Source organism: Candidatus Alistipes pullistercoris, from assembly GCF_027665465.1.
GTDB classification, from domain to species: Bacteria; Bacteroidota; Bacteroidia; order Bacteroidales; family Rikenellaceae; genus Alistipes_A; species Alistipes_A hominis.
In genome coordinates, this window is sequence record NZ_JAQDED010000010.1 from 84357 (window position 1) to 102837 (window position 18481).

At 55.6% G+C, this 18481-nt stretch carries 20 protein-coding genes; 10 read left to right on the forward strand and 10 right to left on the reverse strand.

What is annotated here, in order from left to right; translation table 11 throughout:
* Positions 1 to 6: 6 nt before the first annotated feature.
* On the reverse strand, positions 7 to 2040 hold the full coding sequence (locus tag PGR91_RS11995; protein WP_409049103.1) for a dipeptidyl-peptidase 3 family protein: 2034 nt from the start codon (positions 2038 to 2040) through the stop codon (positions 7 to 9).
* 127 nt (positions 2041 to 2167) lie between these two features.
* Here PGR91_RS11995 and panC point away from each other — a divergent pair, with 127 nt between their 5' ends.
* From panC to PGR91_RS12010, 3 genes are all read left to right on the forward strand, one after another.
* Positions 2168 to 3001, forward strand: coding sequence for a pantoate--beta-alanine ligase (gene panC, locus PGR91_RS12000; RefSeq protein ID WP_101573406.1), 834 nt, complete (start codon positions 2168 to 2170; stop codon positions 2999 to 3001).
* A 176-nt stretch (positions 3002 to 3177) separates the two neighbouring features.
* On the forward strand, positions 3178 to 3531 hold the full coding sequence (gene panD / locus PGR91_RS12005; RefSeq protein ID WP_055206200.1) for an aspartate 1-decarboxylase: 354 nt from the start codon (positions 3178 to 3180) through the stop codon (positions 3529 to 3531).
* Positions 3532 to 3676: 145 nt separating this feature from the next.
* Positions 3677 to 4342: a YggS family pyridoxal phosphate-dependent enzyme gene (locus PGR91_RS12010; protein WP_101573408.1), complete on the forward strand. Its 666-nt coding sequence runs from the start codon at positions 3677 to 3679 to the stop codon at positions 4340 to 4342.
* Positions 4343 to 4376: 34 nt separating this feature from the next.
* Here PGR91_RS12010 and PGR91_RS12015 read toward each other — a convergent pair whose 3' ends face one another.
* The 8 genes from PGR91_RS12015 to serC form a co-directional block, all read right to left on the reverse strand.
* Positions 4377 to 5447: a M23 family metallopeptidase gene (locus tag PGR91_RS12015; RefSeq protein WP_101573410.1), complete on the reverse strand. Its 1071-nt coding sequence runs from the start codon at positions 5445 to 5447 to the stop codon at positions 4377 to 4379.
* Positions 5448 to 5590: 143 nt separating this feature from the next.
* The gene (locus PGR91_RS12020) at positions 5591 to 6148 is read right to left on the reverse strand and encodes a 2-oxoacid:acceptor oxidoreductase family protein (RefSeq protein ID WP_055206205.1); all 558 of its coding nucleotides are present in this window, start codon (positions 6146 to 6148) and stop codon (positions 5591 to 5593) included.
* A 35-nt stretch (positions 6149 to 6183) separates the two neighbouring features.
* Positions 6184 to 6945 (reverse strand): thiamine pyrophosphate-dependent enzyme, encoded by a 762-nt coding sequence (locus PGR91_RS12025; protein ID WP_055206208.1) that lies wholly within the window; start codon positions 6943 to 6945, stop codon positions 6184 to 6186.
* 6 nt (positions 6946 to 6951) lie between these two features.
* Positions 6952 to 8037 (reverse strand): 3-methyl-2-oxobutanoate dehydrogenase subunit VorB, encoded by a 1086-nt coding sequence (locus PGR91_RS12030; protein ID WP_118657072.1) that lies wholly within the window; start codon positions 8035 to 8037, stop codon positions 6952 to 6954.
* A 17-nt stretch (positions 8038 to 8054) separates the two neighbouring features.
* The gene (locus tag PGR91_RS12035; protein ID WP_118457143.1) at positions 8055 to 8288 is read right to left on the reverse strand and encodes a 4Fe-4S dicluster domain-containing protein; all 234 of its coding nucleotides are present in this window, start codon (positions 8286 to 8288) and stop codon (positions 8055 to 8057) included.
* Positions 8289 to 8475: 187 nt separating this feature from the next.
* Positions 8476 to 9717, reverse strand: coding sequence for a DUF1015 domain-containing protein (locus tag PGR91_RS12040; protein WP_118657056.1), 1242 nt, complete (start codon positions 9715 to 9717; stop codon positions 8476 to 8478).
* Between the two features lie 86 nt (positions 9718 to 9803).
* Positions 9804 to 10724, reverse strand: coding sequence for a 3-phosphoglycerate dehydrogenase (locus tag PGR91_RS12045; RefSeq protein ID WP_055206214.1), 921 nt, complete (start codon positions 10722 to 10724; stop codon positions 9804 to 9806).
* Positions 10725 to 10820: 96 nt separating this feature from the next.
* Positions 10821 to 11894, reverse strand: a complete 1074-nt coding sequence (serC, locus tag PGR91_RS12050) for a 3-phosphoserine/phosphohydroxythreonine transaminase (protein WP_101573416.1) — start codon at positions 11892 to 11894, stop codon at positions 10821 to 10823.
* 176 nt (positions 11895 to 12070) lie between these two features.
* On the opposite strand from serC, the gene PGR91_RS12055 reads away from it, so the two are divergent.
* Positions 12071 to 12955, forward strand: a complete 885-nt coding sequence (locus PGR91_RS12055) for a YicC/YloC family endoribonuclease (RefSeq protein ID WP_257937106.1) — start codon at positions 12071 to 12073, stop codon at positions 12953 to 12955.
* A 20-nt stretch (positions 12956 to 12975) separates the two neighbouring features.
* Here the strand turns inward: PGR91_RS12055 and PGR91_RS12060 are convergent, their stop codons facing one another.
* Positions 12976 to 14850 (reverse strand): beta-L-arabinofuranosidase domain-containing protein, encoded by a 1875-nt coding sequence (locus PGR91_RS12060; RefSeq protein WP_118657058.1) that lies wholly within the window; start codon positions 14848 to 14850, stop codon positions 12976 to 12978.
* A gap of 245 nt (positions 14851 to 15095) precedes the next feature.
* Between PGR91_RS12060 and gmk the strand changes: the two genes are divergently transcribed.
* The 6 genes from gmk to PGR91_RS12090 form a co-directional block, all read left to right on the forward strand.
* Positions 15096 to 15668 carry a guanylate kinase gene (gmk, locus tag PGR91_RS12065; RefSeq protein ID WP_101573422.1) on the forward strand — a complete coding sequence of 191 codons (573 nt, stop codon included), beginning with the start codon at positions 15096 to 15098 and terminating at the stop codon, positions 15666 to 15668.
* 11 nt (positions 15669 to 15679) lie between these two features.
* A complete protein-coding gene (nadD, locus tag PGR91_RS12070) occupies positions 15680 to 16291 on the forward strand; it encodes a nicotinate (nicotinamide) nucleotide adenylyltransferase (RefSeq protein WP_118657060.1) in 612 nt (203 codons plus the stop codon).
* The gene (locus PGR91_RS12075) at positions 16263 to 16511 is read left to right on the forward strand and encodes a hypothetical protein (protein WP_125147261.1); all 249 of its coding nucleotides are present in this window, start codon (positions 16263 to 16265) and stop codon (positions 16509 to 16511) included. Before nadD ends, PGR91_RS12075 begins: the two co-directional genes overlap by 29 nt.
* A gap of 57 nt (positions 16512 to 16568) precedes the next feature.
* Positions 16569 to 17549, forward strand: coding sequence for a D-alanine--D-alanine ligase (locus PGR91_RS12080; protein WP_055206256.1), 981 nt, complete (start codon positions 16569 to 16571; stop codon positions 17547 to 17549).
* Entirely contained in the window at positions 17546 to 18130 is a 585-nt protein-coding gene (locus PGR91_RS12085) for a DUF3109 family protein (protein WP_055206227.1), read from the forward strand. Before PGR91_RS12080 ends, PGR91_RS12085 begins: the two co-directional genes overlap by 4 nt.
* Positions 18131 to 18230: 100 nt before the next feature.
* A partial coding sequence (locus tag PGR91_RS12090) for a hypothetical protein (RefSeq protein WP_147387413.1) occupies positions 18231 to 18481 on the forward strand: 251 nt, incomplete at its 3' end.

Genomic DNA, 18481 nt, shown 5'->3' on the forward strand with positions numbered 1-18481 from the left:
TTCCGGTCAGTTTACCGAAGGCAGGAACGAATATTCGCGCGAATACTCCATCATCTGACCGGCATAGTCGTCGGTATATTCGACATTGACGTCGACGATCTCCCCGTTTTCCATGACCGGTTGGTAAACCGGATTGACAAAGCCGCTGTAAGGCGCCAGACCGAGCTTTTGATAACGGTCGAGCACTTCTTTGTGCAACTCGGGATCGATCTGCACAGCGTAGGTTTCGACCAACTCCCGGCCGCTCTCGAAATCGCCGGTGCTCTTGATCCGCTGAATCTCCTTCAGCAGTTCGCCGAAAAGCCCCCGCAATTTCTGATAATCGTTCACCACGATATAGGTTTTCCCGTCTTTCACCACTTTTTCGACGACCCGCTCGTCTTTGCCTCTCTCATAGCACCACTCGGCGATCAGCTTCCGATTGCGCATGTGCGCCTCCTCGACCGTCTTGCCCGGCTCGATCCGCGCGAACTGGGTCATCATCCCGTTCATCATGTAAACGGCATACTCCGTCTTGGCCACGTCGAACGACGGAACGAGTCCCAGTTCGACCATTTTCGGATCGCCCAGATAGTACAGCGCGAACAGGTCGGCGCGCGCCTCTTCCAGCGTCGAAGAGTAATTTTTCAGTTCGTCGCCCTTCACGCCCGGCACCAGTTGTCCCGAACCGTGTCCGAGGCACTCGTGCAGATCGGTATGCAAGTCGTCGGCCAGCGAGCCGTACTTTTTATGCAGTTCGATCGTCTCCGAATCGAATATGAACTCTTCGTCGAAACCGTTACCCTTGGCAGCCTCCGCATAAGCGGACGTGATGTTGCCGACGGTCACCGATTTGGAACCGTGATCGCGGCGGATCCAGTCTGCATTCGGCAGGTTGACGCCGATCGGCGTGGCCGGATAACAGTCGCCGCCAAGTATGGCGGCGGTAATTACCTTTGCCGAAACGCCTTTCACCTCTTTTTTCCGGAACTGTTCGTCGACCGGGGAATGATCCTCGAACCACTGGGCGGCTTCGCAGATGATCTTCGTCCGTTCGGTCGCATCCTCGTCCCGGAAGTTCACCATGCTCTCCCACGAACCGCGATACCCCAGCGGATCGCCGTAACTCTCGATAAAACCGTTCACGAAATCGACTTTAGAGGCCGTATCCCCGACCCACAAGATGCTGTACTTATCGAATTGCTTCAGATCGCCGCTCTTATAAAAAGCGATCAGCGCATCGATCGTTTCCTTCTGACGGCCCACAGCCACCTCCGAAGCCTTCTGCAACCAGTAAACGATCTTTTCGATCGCCGGAGAATACATGCCTCCCACTTTCCAAACCTGCTCCACTAACCGTCCGTCGCCGCCTTTGACCAACTTGCTGTTCAATCCGTAGGAAACCGGCGTCCGGTCGTTCGGGTCCATCCGGGCGGCATAAAACTCCTCGACCTCTTGCTGGGAGACCCCTTCGTAATAATTGTTGGCCGACGCCCGGATAATATCTTCTCCGGCAGCGAGGTTCACCCGTTTGGGCATCACCTCCGGGTCGAAAACGACCGGTTTGATCTCGGCTATCACCCGTTCCACGGAACCGAAATCCATCGGAAAATCCGTTTTCGGCGTACCGGCTACCAACTCGTCGAAATAGGCCTCGGTAAATTCCGGCCGAAACTTGTCGGTCGAATAATGATGGTGGATGCCGTTGGCGAACCACACTTTCTTGAGGTATTTCTCGAACTGCTTGAAACGCGGATCTTTCCGATCGCCGGCATATCCCTGATAGATGGCTTCCAGCGTACGGCGGATCCGCAGGTTGTAACGCCCGTTCTGGTCGAACAAAATGTCGCGCCCGCTCAGAGCGGCCTGACTCAGGTAATAGATCAGCAACTTCTCGTTCAGGGCAAGCGTATCGAACCCAGGAACCCGGTATTTCAGCACCCGGATGTCGTCGAAGCGGTCCGCCACCCAATTGAATTTTTCTTCGGTTATCTTTTTCCGGCATCCCCCGACGCCCGCAGCAAGTATCGTCATAAGTAAAACAGTAAAGATTCTTTTCATAAAAGAAAACTTAGGTTCTTCGCAAAGTTACAACCTTTTTCCCGAAAAAATTAGATTATTATAAGCAATTTTCTACCTTTGTGCCGTTAAAATAAAGGCGGTAATATCGCCTGAAAAAACGATTTCGATGAAAGTTTTCACAAGGAACGCAGCGCTTTCCGACGAACTGAAACGGCACCCGGGCACGTGCGGTTTCGTCCCGACGATGGGAGCGTTGCACAACGGGCACTTGTCGCTGGTCGAACAGTGCCGGCGGGAATGCGACACGGTCGTCGTCAGCATTTTCGTCAATCCGACCCAGTTCAACGACCCGAACGATTTGAAAAACTACCCGCGAACCGTGGAAGCCGATCTGGCACTGCTCGAAAAAGCAGGCGCCGACTTCGCGCTGACCCCTTCGGTAGAAGACATTTATCCGGAAAAAGATACGCGAGTATTCGATTTCGGGCTGCTGGACAAGGTGATGGAAGGCGCGCACCGGCCGGGGCATTTCAACGGCGTAGCCCAAGTGGTGAGCCGCCTGTTCGACATCGTCCGCTGCGACAAGGCCTATTTCGGTGAAAAGGATTTCCAGCAGATCGCCGTGATTCGGGAATTGGTACGTCAGTGCGACTACCCGCTGCAAATCGTCGCATGTCCGATTGTCCGCGACACCGACGGACTGGCGCTCAGTTCGCGCAACGCGCTGCTGACACCCGCACACCGGGCCGCCGCGCCGCTGATCTACAAAGCTCTGAAGGAAGGGGTCGAAAGCGCGCGCAGCATGTCGGTGGACGAAATGAAACGCCGGGTCGTCGAACGGATCGACGCCGACCCGCTGCTGCAAGTCGAATATTTCGAAGTGGTCAACGCCGATACGCTGGAAGGGATCGACCGGTGGAGCGACACGTTCCCGATGCGCGGCTGCATCGCCGTCCAGGCCGGCAACGTGCGGCTGATCGACAATATCGCGATCTTGTAACAGGATGGTATATAAACGCTTATAACAACACGCAAACGACTGTGGCCTAAGAAAATCGCACGAGGCCGATAAAAGATTGGGGATTTAAATATATTTGTTAAATTTGCCGATCGGTAACATGTTTTTATCAGGAGAACTGCGGCCTACGCCGCACTAACTAATTGGGGAACAAAGCAATGCAGATAGAGGTATTCAAGTCCAAGATACACCGGGTGACCATAACCGAGGCCAACCTCAGTTATGTGGGGAGTATCACCATCGACGAGGATTTGCTGGATGCTGCCAATATGATCGCCGGGGAGAAAGTTCAGATCGTGAACGTCAACAACGGGGAACGTCTCGAAACTTATATCATCAAAGGGGAGCGCGGCAGCGGAGCCGTGTGCCTGAACGGGCCGGCGGCGCGCCGTTGCGTAGTCGGCGACGTAGTGATCATCATCTCGTACGCGCTGATGGACTTCGAAGAAGCCAAAACGTTCAAGCCGTGGGTCGTTTTTCCCGACACGGAGACCAACAGGCTGATCAAATAGGTTTCCGGCGAAAACGCCTGTTCGGCACAGACCGATTCCGACATACGCCGTCTGCATGAATTTCGTGTGCAGAAAAGGAGTATCGTCGGTTTTTGTTTGCCGTTTTTTCGTTAACTTTGGATACTGAAACGTTACAGGAAATATCATGTCGATTGCCGAAAAAATCACCGGGCTCCGCGCGGCGCTGCCGCAACACGTGGAACTGATCGCCGTATCGAAAACCTATCCGCCGTCAGCCGTTCTGGAAGCCTACCGGGCCGGGCAACGCGCTTTCGGAGAAAACCGCCCGCAGGAACTCGTCGAGAAGTACCATGCCCTGCCGAAGGACATCCGATGGCATCAGATCGGCGGCCTGCAATCCAATAAAGTCAAATACATCGCCCCATTCGTCGCGATGATCCATTCGGTGGAATCGGCGAAACTGCTGGACGTGATCCAGAAAGAAGCGGTCAAAAACGACCGAACGATCGACGTCCTGCTCGAAATACGCATCGCACGGGAAGCGTCGAAACACGGATGGAGCGAGAAAGACCTGGTCGACTACCTGCAAACGGGCGCCTACCGGAACCTGAACTCCGTTCGTTTCCGGGGACTTATGGGCGTCGCGACCCATACCGAGGATCAAGAGACGATCCGCGCCGAATTCACCCGTCTGCACGAATTGTTCGTCAGGTTGGGAAACGAGTATTTCGACCGCGATTTCGATACGCTTTCGATGGGCATGACCTCCGATTATCCGATCGCCGTCTCATGCGGCAGCACGATGGTGCGTATCGGAAGCTACATCTTCGGAGCGCGCAACTACCTATAAGACAAAAATGTCATAAAAACATCCGGATTCAAAGCTACTTGATCCGCAGACGCCGGCCGAGCTTCAGCACGGTTTTCGGAGTGATGTTATTCAGGCGGCATATCTGACTGACCGAAACGCCGTATTTAAGCGCCAGCCGACCGAGAATATCGCCCTGTTTGATCGTATGGTAAACGGCGTTGCTGGAACTGACGGTCGCCGTTTTAGTCTGTTGCTCCTCCTTTTTCTGGGCGGCGGCGATCCGTTCCAGAATGTCGCCGGAGGCAGTATCCCCTTCCGCAGAAGCCAGCAACGGAAAGTCGTCGTCGTCCTCTTCCAGAATTTCCGAAGCGCGGGAATGAATGTTGAAGAACTGTTTTTCGAGGGCGAAAGTCTGGTATTTCAACTGCCCCGTCTGGAAATCGACGATAAATTCGGGATCGAAGGTCTGATCGCAGTAACGCATTTCGAAATGCAGATGCGGTCCCCGGCTGCGCCCGGTCGAACCGCAGAATCCGATTACCTGCCCGCATTTAACGTAATCGTTCACCTTGACATTGAGCTTCGAAAGATGAGCATGCCAGGTTTCCAGGCCATTTTCATGCCGGACGATCACCAGATTCCCGAAACCGCCCGTATTGTACTTCGCATAACGAATTTTGCCGTCGAACGCGGCGTAAATCGGTTCGCCGATCTTCAGCGGAATATCCACGCCGTTGTGGTTGCGGCGGCCGCGCGGGCCGTATTTCGACAGCACCGAGCCGACTACCGGAGCTTTGAATCCGGACAGATCCTTTACCAGATTCAGATCCACCACCGACGGTAGATCCTCGTAAGCGATGCTTTTATAAGCGAAAACCTGCGAGGTATCCCAATGCTGCATATAGACCGGCAGCGAATCCCGCACTTTCAGCGCGGGACGGTAGTAACGCCAGGTATTATTGCTGAAAATAATGATCCGGGTTTCGGGATCGTCGGTCGCCAGCGTATCCAACGGCTGCTGCGGCAGATCTTCGATGTGCAACGTCGCCGGAACGACCGGACGGCGCCTGCGCGATTGGCCGTGGAGCGTGGTTGCGGTCAAAACAAATAACAGGGATACCGTTATCAGATATCTGAAATTCATGCTCGTTCGGAATTATATCGTTACAAAACTAACAATAATTTCCGACAATTCGGCATTTTTCGAAAGGCTGATACCCTCCGTGCACGAGAAAGCCGTTCCTCTCCCTCAGCGGACTCCGGAACAAAAGGTCAGCTCCCGGCAGTTCAGGCCACCATTTCGGGCACCCGGATAATCTCCATGCCCTTCTGTATGGCCGCTTCGTTAGCGGGGATCAGCGACGCCATCCGTTCCGGCAGCGATTTGGCCAGTCCCCGGAAAACGTTGTCGAGCGATACGACCGGCTTCACTTTCAGGTAGCCGCCCAGGATCATCGTATTGAAAACGCGTATGTTGCCCAGCCGGGCAGCCTCTTCGGTCGCCGGAATCGCATACACCCGGATATCCTTGCGCTGCGGTGGGCGCACCACCCCGTTCGGATCGTAAATCAGCACGCCGCCCGGCTTGACGCGCGGTTCGAACTTATCCATGCTCTGCTGGTTCAGGATGATCGCCGTATCGTAATCGTGTACGATCGGCGAACTGATCTGCCGGTCGCTCAGGATCACCGTCACATTGGCAGTTCCGCCGCGCATTTCCGGGCCGTAAGACGGCATCCAGCTCACTTCGAGTCCCTGCATCACGCCCGAGTAGGCGAGAATTTTGCCCATCGACAGCACGCCCTGTCCGCCGAAACCGGCTATGATAATCTCTTCTTTAAACATATCTCTACGATTAAACGCGTTCGGTAAACAAATTATTATCCTTTGATATCCCCCAGCGGATACAGCGGCAGCATGTTCTGCTCCATCCACCGGTTCGCCTCGGTCGGCGACATTTTCCAGCCCGAATTGCAGGTCGCTACGAATTCGACGAACGACAGCCCTTTCCGCTGCATCGAATTCTCGAAGGCCTTACGCAACGCCTTTTTCGCTTTACGGACGGCACCGGGGGTGTGGACGCTCTGCCGCGTCAAGTAGCACACCCCGTCGAGATGCGCCAACATATCGGCCACCTTGAACGGGTAACCGTGCAACTGTGGATCGCGTCCTTCGGGAGTCGTCACGGTCTTCATGCCAAGCAGCGTCGTCGGAGCCATCTGCCCGCCGGTCATGCCGTAGATCGCATTGTTGACATAGATGATCGTGATGTTCTCGCCGCGGTTGCACGCGTGGATCGTCTCGCCGGTTCCGATCGCGGCCAGGTCGCCGTCGCCCTGGTACGTAAAGACCAGCTTCGACGGATTCAGCCGTTTGATCGCCGTAGCTACCGCCGCCGCGCGCCCGTGCGCCGCTTGCACCCAATCGATATCGACGTAGTCGTACGCCAGCACCGCGCAGCCTACCGGCGTAATGCCGATCGCGTCGTGCTCGACCTGCATTTCGTCGATCACTTCGGCGACCAGTTTGTGGATCGTTCCGTGGCTGCACCCCGGACAGAAGTGCATCACGGCATCGGTCAGCAGCCGGGGCTTCGCATAGACCCGGTTTTCCGGGATCAATTTTATTTCAGATTCAGCCATAAACTTCTACTTTAACGAAAAATTCTTTTTCAGCGCCTCCAGCACCTCGCTCGGCGAATGCACCACGCCGCCCGTGCGCCCGAAATGGAATACCGGAACGCGACACCGGGCGGCCAACTGCACGTCCTCGATCATCTGCCCGGTGCTCATTTCGACCGACAGGAAACCTTTGACGCGCTGCGACAGTTCGTCGATCGCTCCGGTCGGGAACGGATAGAGCGTAACCGGCCGTAGCAGTCCGACTTTCAGTCCCTCCTCGCGAGCCAGCTCGACCGCTTTCTGGGAAATACGCGCGGAAGACCCGTAAGCGACCAATACGTAATCGGCATCGTCGCACTGCACGGCCTCGTAGCGCACCTCGTTTTCGCGGATCGTCCGGTACTTTTCGGACAGTTTCAGGTTGAACCGCTCCTGGCGCAGCGGATCGAGTTCGACGGACGTAACGATGTTCCGTTTGCGGTCGGCCGGCTTGCCGGTCGTAGCCCAGCCGCCCCAGTGTTCGGCAATATAGGCGTCGCTCCAGCGCGGCTGGGGTTCGGTCAGCATCACTTTCTCCATCATCTGGCCGATCACGCCGTCCGACAGAATCATTACCGGATTGCGGTACTTGAACGCCAGTTCAAAACCCAGCGGTACGAAATCGTACATCTCCTGCACCGAATTGGGAGCCAGCACGATCAGGTGGTAGTCGCCGTGGCCGCCGCCCTTGACTGCCTGAAAATAGTCGGCCTGCGACGGCTGGATCGTCCCGAGCCCCGGCCCGCCGCGCGATACGTTCACCACCACGCACGGCAGTTCGGCGCCGGCCAGGTAACTGAGCCCCTCGCACATCAGGCTGATACCCGGACTCGACGACGAGGCCATCACCCGCCTACCGCAGGCCGCGCCGCCGTAAAGCATGTTCACCGCCGCCACTTCGCTCTCGGCCTGCAACACGACCATACCGGTCGTCTCCCACGGCCGCATCGCGGTCAGCGTTTCCAGTATTTCGGACTGGGGCGTGATCGGATAACCGAAATAGCCGTCGCAACCGCAGCGCACGGCGGCTTCGGCCACCACTTCGTTCCCTTTCATCAATCGTATCTCTTCCATACCTCCTTCCTTATAAATCAAACTCCCGGATTTTTCTGCCGGTAAACCGTAATACAACAGTCGGGACATACCAGCGCGCACGACGCGCAACCGGTACAGGCGTCCGGATCGACCATCCGCGCGTAATTATATCCCTTCGCATTCACTTCGGCCGCCAGATCGAGCACCCGCATCGGACACGCCTCGACACACACCCGGCAACCCTTGCAACGGTCGCGCTCGATCACTACGGTTCCTTTGATTTTAGCCATATCCAATTTTTAATTTCAGTCAAAAATAGTACGCCGGACTGCAAAACGGAGACGCTTTCCGGACTTTGCTACGACACCAAAAATGACGCTGCGGCAGGGTTTCCCGCTTGCACTCAGCCGGGTACCGAACAAAAAAACAGGAGGCTTAACGCCCCCTGTTTTCGGTAAAAAAGTATTTTCAGCCCGATTATTCCAACGAATGGATCACCAGTCCCGAACGCAGTTTCGGTTCGAACCAAGTCGTTTTCGGAGGCATGATATTGCCCGTATCGGCGATGTCGATCAGTTGCTTCATCGACACCGGATAGAGGGCGAAAGCCACCTGCATTTCACCGCTGTCGACGCGGCGCTGCAACTCGCCCAACCCGCGGATACCGCCGACGAAGTCGATCCGCTTGTCGGTGCGCAGGTCTTTGATGCCGAGCAGTTCGTCGAGCACGAGGTTCGACAGGATCGTCACGTCGAGCACGCCGATCGGATCGTTATCGTCGTACGTCCCGGCCTTGGCCGTCAGGCTGTACCAGCGGCCGCCAAGGTACATCGCGAAATTATGCAACTCGGTCGGATGATAGATTTCCGTACCTTTGTCCTCCACTGCAAAACTTTTCTCGAGCGCCGCGAGCAACTGCTCGGGCGTCAAGCCGTTCAGATCTTTTACGAGGCGATTGTAATCGATGATCTTCAATTGACTGTCCGGAAAAATAACGGCCAGGAAGAAACAATACTCCTCGTCTCCGGTATGCGCCGGATTGGTCTTCATCTTCTCCTGCCCGACCCGCGCGGCGGCGGCCGTACGGTGATGCCCGTCGGCCACGTACAACGCCGGAATTTGTTCGAAAATCTCGGTAATCCGTCGCTGCACGGCCGGATCGTCGATCACCCAGAACTGATGGCGAAACCCGTCGGCCGCGGTGAAATCGTATTCGGCCGCGTTGTTTTCCACCACTCCGCGCACGATCATATCCATCTCGGTATCGGCCGGATACGAGAAGAATACCGGTTCGATATTGGCATTCTGATTGCGCACGTGGATCATCCGGTCTTCTTCTTTGTCGGGACGGGTCAGTTCGTGCTTTTTAATCTTACCGGTCAGGTAATCGTCGAAATGACAGGCGGCTACCAGCCCGTACTGCGTCCGTCCGTCCATCGTCTGGGCATAGACGTAATATTTCTCCGTATCGTCCTGCACGAGCCACCCTTTTTCACGCCATTTCTTGAAATTCTCGACAGCTTTATCGTAAACCTCGGCGCAATGTTCGTCGGCGATCGGGCTGAAATCGATCTCCGGTTTTATGATGTGCAGCAACGATTTTTCGGTCGCTTCCTTGCTCGCCTCCTCCGAATTGAGCACGTCGTACGGGCGCGACGCCACCTCGGCGGCATACTCCTTCGGCGGGCGAATCCCTTTGAACGGTTTTATTCTTACCATGAAATCACTATTTACAATTAATCCTCAATTCAATAAGACAAAAAGCCCCCGCACACTGCCGGGGGCCCTGTTGTTAAAATTCAGGTCTATTTGTTGACCTGGAAACGACGGTTGCCGTTCTTCAGGAAATCAACCACCTGATTAGCGGCGGCAAGCCCCGCGTTGACATTCGCTTCGGCAGTCTCGGCTCCCATCTTTTTCGCCGTTGCGAAAACCCGTTTACCGAACTTTTCGGCCAGTTGCGGCTGCGCATCGGCGGCAATGTCGGTGATGTATTTCAGGTCGGGGCGTTCTTCGAGCGCCTGCATCAAGCCGGCCTCGTCGATCACCTCCTTACGCGCCGTATTGACCAACGTAGCGCCCTTGGGCATCGAGGTCAGCAACTTGTAACCGATCGACTTCCGAGTCTGATCGGTAGCCGGAATGTGCAGCGAAAGAAAGTCGGACGAAGCATACAGCTTTTCGACCGAATCCGCCACTTCCACGCCGTCGGCTTTGAAAACGTCGGCCGGGACGAACGGGTCGAAAGCGCACACCTTCATGCCCAACGCCTTGCCGTAACGGGCCACGATGCGGCCGACGTTGCCGTAAGCCTGGATTCCGAGCCGTTTGCCGCTGATCTCCGATCCGGTGCCGGGGGTGAACTGATTGCGCGCCATAAAAACCATCATGCCCACGACCAATTCGGCCACGGCGTTCGAGTTCTGCCCCGGGGTATTCATCACGACGATCCCTTTGGCGGTGCAGGCGGCCAGGTCGACGTTGTCGTAACCGGCACCGGCGCGAACGACGATTTTCAGTTTCTCGGCGGCGGCGACTACTTCGGCCGTCACTTTGTCGCTGCGGATAATCAGCCCGTCGGCATCTTTCACGGCCGCCAGCAGGTCGGCCTTGTCCGCATATTTTTCCAGCAAGGCCAGTTCGTAACCCGCCCCTTCAATGATTTCGCGTATTCCGTCGACCGCCGCTTTCGCAAACGGCTTTTCGGTAGCTACCAATATCTTCATAGTTTCTACATTAATTAACGATTGAAAAAACACGGCCTTTTTCGCCAACGTAGGTCGTAATGTCGTAACAAGGCCCATAACTTTCGTTTTTACCGATTATTTTACGTGCATTTTTTCGAATTCCCGCATACAGTCTACCAACGCCTGAACGCTTTCGATCGGCAGCGCATTGTAGATCGACGCACGGAAACCGCCCACCAGACGGTGTCCCTTGATGCCGACCATGCCTTTGCCTTTGGCGAATTCGAGGAATTCGGGAGCCAGGTCGGCGTATTTTTCCTGCATCACGAAGCAAACGTTCATCAGCGAACGGTCTTCCTTCACGGCCGTACCGACGAATACCTTGCTGTTGTCGATCGCGTCGTACAGCAGCTCAGCTTTCGCCCGGTTACGTTTCTGAATCTCTTTCACGCCGCCGATCGACTTCAACCACTTCAGGGTTTCTTTCACGACGTAGATCGCGAATACCGGGGGCGTATTGAACATCGAATCGTTGGCGATGTGGTTGCGGTAATCGACCATCGACGGAAGCGGACGGGACACCTTGCCGAGCAGGTCTTCGCGAACGATCACGAACGTCACCCCGGCGGGACCGATGTTCTTCTGCGCGCCGCCGTAAATCATGCCGTATTTCGAAACGTCCACCGGACGGCTCAGGATATCGGAACTCATGTCTGCGATCACCGGCACCGGCGAGTCGATATCGGTGTGGTATTCGGTACCGTAGATCGTATTGTTGGTCGTAATGTGCAGGTAATCCAAATCGGTCGGGATCGCATATCCTTTCGGAATATAAGTAAAGTTTTTATCCTCGGACGAGGCGAGCACCTGCACTTCGCCGAAATTTTTGGCTTCCTTGATCGCTTTTTTGGCCCATACGCCGGTGTTCACGTATCCGGCCTTCTTTTCGAGGAAATTGTACGGCACTTCGAAAAACTGCGTGCTGGCGCCGCCGCCCAAAAAGAGGATCTTATAGTTGTCGGGAATATTCAGCAATTCGCGGAACAGGGCCATGGCTTCGTTGTTGACAGCCTCGAAGTCTTTGGTACGGTGCGAAATCTCCAGCAACGACAATCCGGAACCCTCAAAATCCAAAATAGCTTTTGCCGCATTCTCAATCGCCACGCGCGGAAGAATCGAAGGACCTGCATTGAAATTGTGTTTTTTCATAGTTTTAAGACATATTAAGTTTAGTATTCGGAATCGGAATTAACAGGTTCCAAAGTTATTAAATTATTTCCAAAACACGCAAAAAAAACGTATTTTTAATCGGCTTGCGAGCTCTTTTATTTTTTTTAACCCATTTTTAAGCTACTTTTGCAAACCTCATCTAACAACGCATCCCGATGATAAAATCCATGACCGGTTACGGCAAAGCCGAAGCCGTCCTCGATCACAAAAAGATAACCGTCGAAATCCGTTCGCTGAACAGCAAGCAGCTCGACCTGACGGTAAAGGTTCCGGCCGTCTACCGGCAAAGCGAATACGAAATCCGCAACCGGATCGGCAAGCGGCTCCAGCGGGGAAAGATCGACGCCTACGTCTCTTACGAAATAACCGGCGACAGCGTCCCGGTCAACATCGACCGGAAGACCTTTACGGCTTATTTCGGGCAAATCCGCGAAATCGCCGCCGAAAACGGGATCGACTGGAACGGAAGCGCGCTGGACGCCGCCGTCGTACCCGCCGTCTTGCGGCTGCCCGAAGTGATCCAGAACGACCAGCAGACCGTTTCGGAAGCGGAAACCCAAGCGCTGAAACGGTGCGTCGAAGAGGCGGTCGACCACATGGAACAGTTCCGTATTCAGGAAGGCGCGATCCTGATCGCCGACCTGTTGCGCCGAATCGACCGGATCGAACAGCTCAAAGAGGAGATCGTCCCGTTCGAAAAGGCGCGCGCCGAGACGATCAAAACGCGCATCCGCGAAAACATCGAATCGCTCGGCATCCCGTTCGACGCGAACCGGCTCGAACAGGAGATGATCTATTATATTGAGAAACTGGATATCACCGAGGAGAAAGTACGACTTCAGAACCATTGCAAATATTTCCGCGAAGTAGCCCGCGGCGAAGAGGCTCCCGGCCGCAAGCTCGGCTTCATCGCGCAGGAACTCGGCCGCGAGATCAACACGCTCGGGTCGAAAGCCAACGAAGCCACGATCCAGAAAAAGGTCGTCGAAATGAAGGACGAACTCGAAAAAATCAAGGAGCAGGTACTCAATATCCTTTAACCCTCGCTCCACAATCCCGGTTACGGCCGGTTGCTCCAAACCGGAATCGTGTCCCGGCTGAAAACGACGGGAGTCAGGCCGGTATCGACATTCAACCAGGTCGTATACGGAGTATTCGCGGGTTTGGCGGCATAGTCCTCGACGGCAACGGTATGTCCGTCGGCAGTAGCTACCCGGGCATAAAACCAATGTCCCGGCCGTTTTTCGAAAGCCAGTGCGTCGAACGATTCCGGAGTGAACCGGTATTTCACCGCTTCTTCGGAAGGCTTTGCTACGGAAAGCAATACCGGACCGTAATAAACCGACGTACGACCGGCCATGTTTCCGTCCCCGACCCAGTAGTGGACGCGCATATCCAAATCGAGTTCCACGACGTCGCCCGACCTCCACTTTCGCTCCAACCGGTAATAATGTCCCGGAGTTACGCCGCTGCACGGTACGCCGTTCATCCTCACCGAGGCCCGGGACGACCACACGGGGATTCGCAGGTTCAGTCCGAAACGTTCGGCGCGGCCGGGATCGAGCGTAATCCGTACGGAACCGCTTTTCGGGTAATCGGTTTGCTGCACGATTCCGATCGGATGCCCTTTCGGCGTAAGCGTCCGGACGTTCGACTGTCCGTAATAATTCAAATAAATATCCCGGTCGTCGTTCAGCACGCCCCACTGGGTAAACTGGCTCAGGCCCCGGTTGCCGCTCGCCTGGCAACAGTTCATTTCGCGCCCTCCCTCATAACTGTGGGGCGCCAGTTCGATCTGCGAACTGACACGCTGCCCATCGGACGAGTTCATGTAGACGAACTCCTTGTCGCCCAACTGACTCCCCAGCGTAGCGTTGAAATACGAAAGCTCCAGTTCGTCGGCCACGTAGGAATTTTTACTCAACTTCAGGTACTCGGTCGAAAAAGTCATCCAAGCCACCGTATTGCAGGTTTCGCTGCCCGCGCCGTAAATATCGCCGGTAGCGCCCTCGCCGGTTCCGAAACTGCCGGTATTGTGGCGGTCGTGGCTCACGATCCCCCACCACAACGACTCCATCGCGTCGGCATAATCCCGGTTGCCGGTTACTCGGTAGAGAACGGCCAGCGTGGTCAGCGTATAGAGGCTTTCCCAGCGCTTCTGCGCCGAATAACAGAAAGGGGTCCCGGCCAGGGACGACTCAAGCCAGTTGCAGGACAACGTACTGTTCGTATAAAAATCATGGTAAGGAAGCGTCCATTCGGTACGGACAATGTATTCGGCCGCTTGCAGATAGCGCGGATCGCGGGTCTGTTCGTACAGCAGGGCGAACATGTGGCTCGCGGCAAAATTGCATTCTCCCCAATTCTGCGAGGCGAAGGTCCGCTTACCCAGGATGAAATAATCGTACAGGCAATCGGCCGCCCGGCAGACGACCTCCAACGCCTGTCGGTCGCCGGTCACCCGGTACCATTGATACAGTCCGTACAGGCAGTGGTAATGCCCCCAGGTATCCCATTTTTCAGGAGGATTGTCGAAACGCTCCCGGTCGGACCAGGGGCCCAGGTATCCGTCGCTGCGCTGGGAACGCGCCAGCAGTTCCGTCATCCGCCGACCGACGGTCAGCGTAGCCGGGTTCCGGGTAGCCAGGTAGGTCTGCGCCACGCCCGCAAGTATCTTACCGGGAAATTCACCGTGCCACATGCACTTGAACAACGTATTCGAATCGGGACGCAGGAACGCGCCGAACAGGTCCGGATTGTTTTCCAGCAGCGGAACGAGCCACGTCTTTTCGTTCGCAGACAACCGTTCGCCGACATGTCCTCCGACTTCGAAAGAGAGTGCCTCGTTACGCAGGATATTGGGCATCTCTTCGCCCGAAGCGGAAAAAACGGCGCAAAAAAATGCCGAACAAAACAAATGACGCAGGTATTTCATAGCAAAATAAAAAACGGGTTAGTAAAACGGTCTTTCTACAAAGATAGACGCGCTATACGAAAAAACAACCCGTTCCGCAGCAATTCCACAGATTCCGGAGCGCGAGATACGGTTTTTTTGACTTTTCGGTCAAAAGTAACTACATTTGTTTCCGAAAATCCGGCAGAAAGTTTTCTGTCGAAATCCATCGAATCCATCAGCCGGCGTTTCGGAATCGGACGTCGCGCCAACACAACTCAGGACACATGCAAACAGTCTCCGGAAAAGTACTGATTTTCTCCGCCCCGTCGGGATCGGGCAAATCGACGATCATAGGCCGTCTGCTGGAACGCTTCCCGCAGCTCGAATTTTCGATCTCGGCGACCAGCCGCGCGCCGCGCGGGACGGAAGCCGACGGACGCGAATACTATTTTCTGAGTAACGACGACTTCAAGGCGCGGGCCGCCGCCGGGGAGTTCGTCGAATGGGAAGAAGTCTATGCCGGAACGTGCTACGGCACGCTGCGCAGCGAACTGAAACGTATCTGGGACAAAGGACACGTGATCGTGTTCGACGTGGACGTCAAAGGCGGCGTCAACCTGAAACGGATTTTCGGCGCGCAGGCGCTGTCGGTATTCGTCATGCCGCCGTCGGTCGACGAACTGCAACGGCGGCTCGAAGGACGCGGCACCGACTCGCCCGAAACGATCGCCCGCCGCGTGGCGAAAGCCGAACAGGAACTCGCCTTCGCGCCGCAATTCGACCGGGTGGTCGTCAACGACTGCTTGGCTACCGCTGTCGCCGAGGCGGAGCGGATCACCGAAGCGTTCATCGGATAACGGGCCGTTTCATGCAGGCGGAAACGATACTCTATTTCGGGTCGTTCAACCCGGTGCACCGGGGGCACGTGGCCGTGGCCGATGCCGTATTGGAATCGACGGGAGCCGAAGCGCTTTGGTTCGTCGTATCGCCGCAAAACCCGTTTAAAGCGGGCAAAGAACTCGCCCCCGAAACCGACCGGATCGAAATGGCGCGCATCGCGCTGCAAAGCGCCGTTCATAGCGACCGCATGGCCGTCTCGGACATCGAATTCCGGCTGCCGAAGCCGAACCGCACGATCCGCACGCTCGAAAAGCTACGCACGGAATATCCCGGCCGGAAATTCAGCCTGCTGATCGGCAGCGACAACATGGCCGGTTTCCCGAAATGGATGCATTCCCAAGAGATTCTCGACAGATACCGGGTGCTGGTCTATCCGCGTCCGGGTTATCCGACACCGGAATCCGCCCGGTCGGACGGCTTTACGATCTTAACGAATCTCAAAGAACTGCCGCAGGCGGCGACCGACGTCCGGACACGGATCGCGCAGGGAGAAAATCCCGCAACGGAGCTGCCCGGCGGCGTGTGGGAATATATCAAAAAACACCGGCTTTATGGATATTCCGCAGGAACTGACCGATGAAATAACAGCGCTGAACAGCGCCATCGAGCAGCGGCCCGACGACGCGAGGCTGTTGATCCGACGCGGCAAATTGCTACACCGAACCGGACGATTCGACTGCGCGTTGAACGATTTCCTACGCGCGAAGCGACTCTGTCCGGACAACCCCGAAGCGGACGCCTACATTGCGCTGTTGCGCGAAATTTTCGCGTTCCGCCACTTCGATTTGTACAATCCGTAACCGGAGTTCCGGGCGAAAACATTATCTTTGCGTCGTTTCAACTCAAACCCGGATTTTATGAAAAACATCGCACTGATCGCCGGAGGAGAATCGTCCGAATGGCAGATCGCACTCGAAGGAGCCTCGCTGGTCGAACAAAATCTCGACCGCACCAAATACAACGTCTACAAAATCATCCTGCACGACGGCCGCTGGAACTACATGGACGAGGACGGCGTCGTCTCGGAACTGGATCGCAACGATTTCACGATCGAAATAAAAGGCGAAAAGATCAGACCGGACTATGCGCTGATCCTGATTCACGGCACCCCCGGCGAGGACGGACGCCTGCAGGGATACCTCGACATGATGAAAATCCCCTACTCTTCGTGCGGATTCGTCACATCGGTCATCACATTCGACAAATCGGCCTGCAAACGGGCTCTCGCCGGAACAGGCATCGACCTGGCGCGGGAAATTTTGGTCGGCAGGAATACGAAAATCGACCCGGCTGCCGTTGCCGGCGAACTGGGCCTGCCGCTGTTCGTCAAACCGAACGCCAGCGGCAGCAGTTTCGGCGTAACGAAAGTCAAAAGCGCGGATCAAATCCTGCCGGCGGTCGAGAAGGCATTCGCCGAGAGCGATCACGTGCTGATCGAAGAGTATATCCAAGGACGCGAAATCAGTTGCGGCGTATTGATCGCCGGCGGCCGAGAATACCTGTTCCCGATCACCGAACTGGTATGCGAAACCGAATTTTTCGATTACGACGCCAAATACAAGGGCCTTTCGAAAGAGATCACCCCGGCCCCGCTCGACGCGGAGATCGTCCGCAAAGTGAACGCGATGACCCTGTCGGCCTATAAAACGCTCAACTGCCGCGGCGTGGTGCGGATCGATTTCATCGTCAAGGGAGACCGCCCCTACCTGATCGAAGTCAACACGATTCCGGGCATGAGCGCGCACAGCATCATTCCCCAGCAAGCGCAGGCGATGGGCATGACCGTCGGGCAACTGTACGACCTAATTATCGAAGACACTTCAAAACAGGCAGAATGATCCAGATCGACGACAAAATCGTCAGCACCGACCTGCTGACCGAAAAATTTTGCTGCGATCCGTCCCGCTGCAAAGGCGCCTGCTGCGTGGAAGGCAACGCCGGGGCTCCGCTCGAAGCCGAAGAGATCGAAATCCTCGAACGCGAATACGAAACCTACAAACCCTACCTGAAACCGGAAGGGATCGCCGCCATCGAACGACAGGGATTCATGGTCGTCGACCGCGACGGCGACTACACCACCCCGCTGATCGGCGACGCCGAATGCGCCTTCTCGTTCGAGGAGAACGGGATCACGCTGTGCGCCATCGAGCGGGCGTACAACGAAGGTCGCACCGGATTCGTCAAACCGATCTCGTGCCACCTCTACCCGATCCGGGTCGCCGTATTCGGCAACGGATCGGTCGGCCTGAATTACCACCGCTGGAACATCTGCAAAAGCGCCTGCCTGCAAGGCCGCCAATACGGCGTTCCGGTTTATCGCGCGTTGCGCACGGCGATCGTGCGCCGTTTCGGAGAACCGTTTTTCCAGGCGCTCGAAGAAGCGGAATCCCTGCTGAACCGACAGAACGATAAAAAATAACCGCCCAACGACCATATAAATATAAATAAAAAGCGTATAAATATTTGAATTAGTTTTTTTATTGTTTAATTTTATGAACGGGTTTCTAAATTCGTTCATTATGAAAAGTCTCTCCCGGCTGTTCGTGTCGGTCTGCCTGATGCTGGCGACTGATCTTTTCGCACAGATATCGGATTCGTCCAATCCTACCGACGATCTTTTACCGTCCATCGAGTCGTTTTTCCAGCGCACGGCACGCCAGCATCAGGAGAAGTTGTGGCTTCATCTGGACAAACCCTACTACGGGGCCGGAGACAAAATTTGGTTCAAGGCATACCTCGTGGATGCGACCGAGCACAGGACGGACACCCT

Bases quoted from the DNA above. Each gene is read 5' to 3' on its own strand.
- PGR91_RS11995 (WP_409049103.1), bottom strand. From the start codon at position 2,040: ATGAAAAGAATCTTTACTGTTTTACTTATGACGATACTTGCTGCGGGC.
- panC (WP_101573406.1), top strand. From the start codon at position 2,168: ATGAAAGTTTTCACAAGGAACGCAGCGCTTTCCGACGAACTGAAACGG.
- panD (WP_055206200.1), top strand. From the start codon at position 3,178: ATGCAGATAGAGGTATTCAAGTCCAAGATACACCGGGTGACCATAACC.
- PGR91_RS12010 (WP_101573408.1), top strand. From the start codon at position 3,677: ATGTCGATTGCCGAAAAAATCACCGGGCTCCGCGCGGCGCTGCCGCAA.
- PGR91_RS12015 (WP_101573410.1), bottom strand. From the start codon at position 5,447: ATGAATTTCAGATATCTGATAACGGTATCCCTGTTATTTGTTTTGACC.
- PGR91_RS12020 (WP_055206205.1), bottom strand. From the start codon at position 6,148: ATGTTTAAAGAAGAGATTATCATAGCCGGTTTCGGCGGACAGGGCGTG.
- PGR91_RS12025 (WP_055206208.1), bottom strand. From the start codon at position 6,945: ATGGCTGAATCTGAAATAAAATTGATCCCGGAAAACCGGGTCTATGCG.
- PGR91_RS12030 (WP_118657072.1), bottom strand. From the start codon at position 8,037: ATGGAAGAGATACGATTGATGAAAGGGAACGAAGTGGTGGCCGAAGCC.
- PGR91_RS12035 (WP_118457143.1), bottom strand. From the start codon at position 8,288: ATGGCTAAAATCAAAGGAACCGTAGTGATCGAGCGCGACCGTTGCAAG.
- PGR91_RS12040 (WP_118657056.1), bottom strand. From the start codon at position 9,717: ATGGTAAGAATAAAACCGTTCAAAGGGATTCGCCCGCCGAAGGAGTAT.
- PGR91_RS12045 (WP_055206214.1), bottom strand. From the start codon at position 10,724: ATGAAGATATTGGTAGCTACCGAAAAGCCGTTTGCGAAAGCGGCGGTC.
- serC (WP_101573416.1), bottom strand. From the start codon at position 11,894: ATGAAAAAACACAATTTCAATGCAGGTCCTTCGATTCTTCCGCGCGTG.
- PGR91_RS12055 (WP_257937106.1), top strand. From the start codon at position 12,071: ATGATAAAATCCATGACCGGTTACGGCAAAGCCGAAGCCGTCCTCGAT.
- PGR91_RS12060 (WP_118657058.1), bottom strand. From the start codon at position 14,850: ATGAAATACCTGCGTCATTTGTTTTGTTCGGCATTTTTTTGCGCCGTT.
- gmk (WP_101573422.1), top strand. From the start codon at position 15,096: ATGCAAACAGTCTCCGGAAAAGTACTGATTTTCTCCGCCCCGTCGGGA.
- nadD (WP_118657060.1), top strand. From the start codon at position 15,680: ATGCAGGCGGAAACGATACTCTATTTCGGGTCGTTCAACCCGGTGCAC.
- PGR91_RS12075 (WP_125147261.1), top strand. From the start codon at position 16,263: ATGGATATTCCGCAGGAACTGACCGATGAAATAACAGCGCTGAACAGC.
- PGR91_RS12080 (WP_055206256.1), top strand. From the start codon at position 16,569: ATGAAAAACATCGCACTGATCGCCGGAGGAGAATCGTCCGAATGGCAG.
- PGR91_RS12085 (WP_055206227.1), top strand. From the start codon at position 17,546: ATGATCCAGATCGACGACAAAATCGTCAGCACCGACCTGCTGACCGAA.